Source organism: Pseudomonas wayambapalatensis, from assembly GCF_049942315.1.
GTDB classification, from domain to species: domain Bacteria; phylum Pseudomonadota; class Gammaproteobacteria; order Pseudomonadales; family Pseudomonadaceae; genus Aquipseudomonas; species Aquipseudomonas wayambapalatensis.
Window position 1 is genome coordinate 1 of record NZ_JBNFMU010000011.1, and the last position, 2799, is coordinate 2799.

The window sequence follows — 2799 nt, forward strand, 5'->3', positions numbered from 1 at the left end:
CCCGCGAAGCTTTTCATACCGCCATGATTTTTGGCCAACAAAGTCCCCGCCGGCTCTAGGTCCCAGGGCCTGCATGCGTTAGCATCCGTCCCGACACAACGCACCGGTCGGAACGATCGTGCACACAATAAAATTCTGCGTACTTCTTGTTAGGGGACCTGGTGATGATGAAGAAATACCTGTCGCGCATGCTGCTCGGCGTCACCGCGCTGATCGCGGTCACAACCGCCCAGGCGGGCGCCATCGATGATGCGGTCAAGCGCGGCACCCTGCGCGTGGGTATGGACCCGACCTACATGCCGTTCCAGATGACCAACAAGCGCGGCGAGATCGTCGGCTTCGAGGTCGACATCCTCAAGGCGATGGCCAAGTCCATGGGCGTCAAGCTCGAGACCGTCTCCACTGCCTATGACGGCATCATCCCGGCCCTGCTGACCGACAAGTTCGACATGATCGGCAGCGGCATGACCCTGACCCAGGAACGCAACCTGCGCCTGAACTTCAGCGAACCCTTCATCGTCGTTGGCCAGACCCTGCTGATCCGCAAGGAGCTGGCAGGCGAGATCAAGTCGTACAAGGACCTGAACAACGAGAAGTACCGCCTGACGTCCAAGCTCGGCACCACCGGCGAGATGGTCGCCAAGAAGCTGATCAGCAAGGCCAAGTACCACGGCTACGACAACGAGCAGGAAGCGGTGATGGACGTGGTCAACGGCAAGGCCGATGCCTTCGTCTACGACGCGCCGTACAACGTGGTCGCGGTGAACAAGGCCGGGGCCGGCAAGCTGGTCTACCTGGAAGAACCCTTCACCTACGAGCCCCTGGCATTCGGCTTGAAGAAGGGCGACTACGACAGCATCAACTTCATCAACAACTTCCTGCACCAGATCAAGCACGACGGGACCTACGATCGTATTCACGACAAGTGGTTCAAGAAGACCGACTGGCTGAAGGACATGGAATAAGAGCCCGGACCACAAGCCCTGGCGATGACCCTGACGCGCAGGCAACCCCTGCGCGTTCGCATTTACGGAAGTACCCACGTGATCAAACACAAGAAAGCCCAGTGGCCCTGGCACGCGCTGACCGCGCTGGTGCTGGTGGGCCTGGCGTTCAGTCTGTACATGGCCACCTCGATGATTTCCTACGAGTGGCGCTGGAACCGTGTGCCGCAGTACTTCGCCTTCCAGGCCGAAGACGTGCAGCGCGCCGCGGCCTACGGCACCGTCGAGGAAATCGTCGTGTCCGGCAACGACGCCCGCGTCACGCTCAAGAGCGAGGACGGCGAGGTGCAAGTGCTGGAGGTGGTCAAGGACAGTTTGCAACTGAGCCGTGGTGACGATGTCGCCGAGGGCGACCAGATCGGCGTCACTCGCCACTGGGCGGCCGGCCCGCTGGCCTGGGGCCTGTGGACCACCTTGTGGATCTCGGTGCTTTCCGGGGCCTTCGGCCTGGTGATCGGCCTGTTCGCCGGGCTGTGCCGGTTGTCGAGCAACCCGACCCTGCGCGACCTGTCCACGGTGTATGTCGAACTGGTGCGCGGTACGCCGCTGCTGGTGCAGATCTTCATCTTCTATTTCTTCATCGGCACCGTGCTCAACCTGTCCCGCGAGTTCGCCGGGGTGGCGGCGCTGGCGCTGTTCACCGGCGCCTATGTGGCCGAGATCGTCCGTGCCGGCGTGCAGTCGATCGCCAAGGGGCAGAACGAGGCGGCGCGCTCGCTGGGCCTGAATGCCAGCCAGTCGATGCGCCATGTGATCCTGCCTCAGGCGTTCAAGCGCGTGCTGCCGCCACTGGCAGGGCAGTTCATCAGCCTGGTCAAGGACACCTCGCTGGTGTCGGTGATCGCCATTACCGAGCTGACCAAGAGTGGCCGCGAAGCGATCACCACGTCGTTCTCGACCTTCGAGATCTGGTTCTGCGTGGCAGGCCTGTACCTGCTGATCAACCTGCCGCTGTCGCACATTGCCAGCCGGCTCGAGCGGAGGCTTGCGCAAAGTGATTGAAGTCCGTGACCTGCTGAAAGTCTTCGACACCCGCGGCCAGGTGGTGCGTGCGGTGGACAACGTCTCCACCCAGGTCGCCAAGGGCGAGGTGGTGGTGGTGCTGGGCCCCTCGGGGTCGGGCAAGTCGACCTTCCTGCGCTGCCTGAATGGCCTGGAGCATTTCGACGAAGGCCACGTGGCCATCGACGGGCTGCGCCTGGAAGACCCCAAGACCGACATCAACGCCTACCGCCGTGAAGTCGGCATGGTGTTCCAGCACTTCAACCTGTTCCCGCACATGACCGTGCTGGAGAACCTGTGCCTGGCGCAGAAGGTGGTGCGCAAGCGCAGCAAGGCCGACCGCGAAGCCAAGGCCCGTGCGTTGCTGGAGAAGGTCGGCATCGGCCAGAAGGCCAATGAATACCCCTCTCGCCTGTCCGGTGGGCAGCAGCAGCGGGTGGCCATCGCCCGTGCCCTGGCGATGGACCCGAAGGTGATGCTGTTCGATGAGCCGACCTCGGCACTCGACCCGGAAATGGTCGGTGAGGTGCTGGATGTCATGAAGACCTTGGCTCAGGAAGGCATGACCATGGTCTGCGTGACCCACGAGATGGGCTTTGCCCGTGAAGTGGCTGACCGGGTGCTGTTCTTCGACCATGGCAAGTTGCTGGAAGATTCGGCGCCCGCAGCGTTCTTCGCGGCGCCGAAGGATCCGCGGGCCCAGGCGTTCCTGCGCCAGGTGCTCTGACCGGTTCGCTCTTTCCCGGGCAAGCCCAGCCCCCCGTAGGAGCAACTGTCTTGTTCAAAATCTAAA

General features: G+C 62.6%; 3 protein-coding genes. All 3 read left to right on the forward strand.

All coding sequences use genetic code 11. The features are described from left to right. Positions 1 to 167: 167 nt before the first annotated feature. From ACPZMI_RS00085 to ACPZMI_RS00095, 3 genes are read left to right on the forward strand one after another with little or no spacing between them, the layout of a single operon-like run. Complete coding sequence (locus tag ACPZMI_RS00085) at positions 168 to 965, forward strand: transporter substrate-binding domain-containing protein (protein ID WP_054894813.1); 798 nt, start codon at positions 168 to 170, stop codon at positions 963 to 965. A gap of 24 nt (positions 966 to 989) precedes the next feature. Then, on the forward strand, positions 990 to 2006 hold the full coding sequence (locus ACPZMI_RS00090; RefSeq protein WP_189657842.1) for an amino acid ABC transporter permease: 1017 nt from the start codon (positions 990 to 992) through the stop codon (positions 2004 to 2006). Then, a complete protein-coding gene (locus ACPZMI_RS00095; RefSeq protein ID WP_186666106.1) occupies positions 1999 to 2733 on the forward strand; it encodes an amino acid ABC transporter ATP-binding protein in 735 nt (244 codons plus the stop codon). Before ACPZMI_RS00090 ends, ACPZMI_RS00095 begins: the two co-directional genes overlap by 8 nt. Positions 2734 to 2799 lie beyond the last annotated feature (66 nt).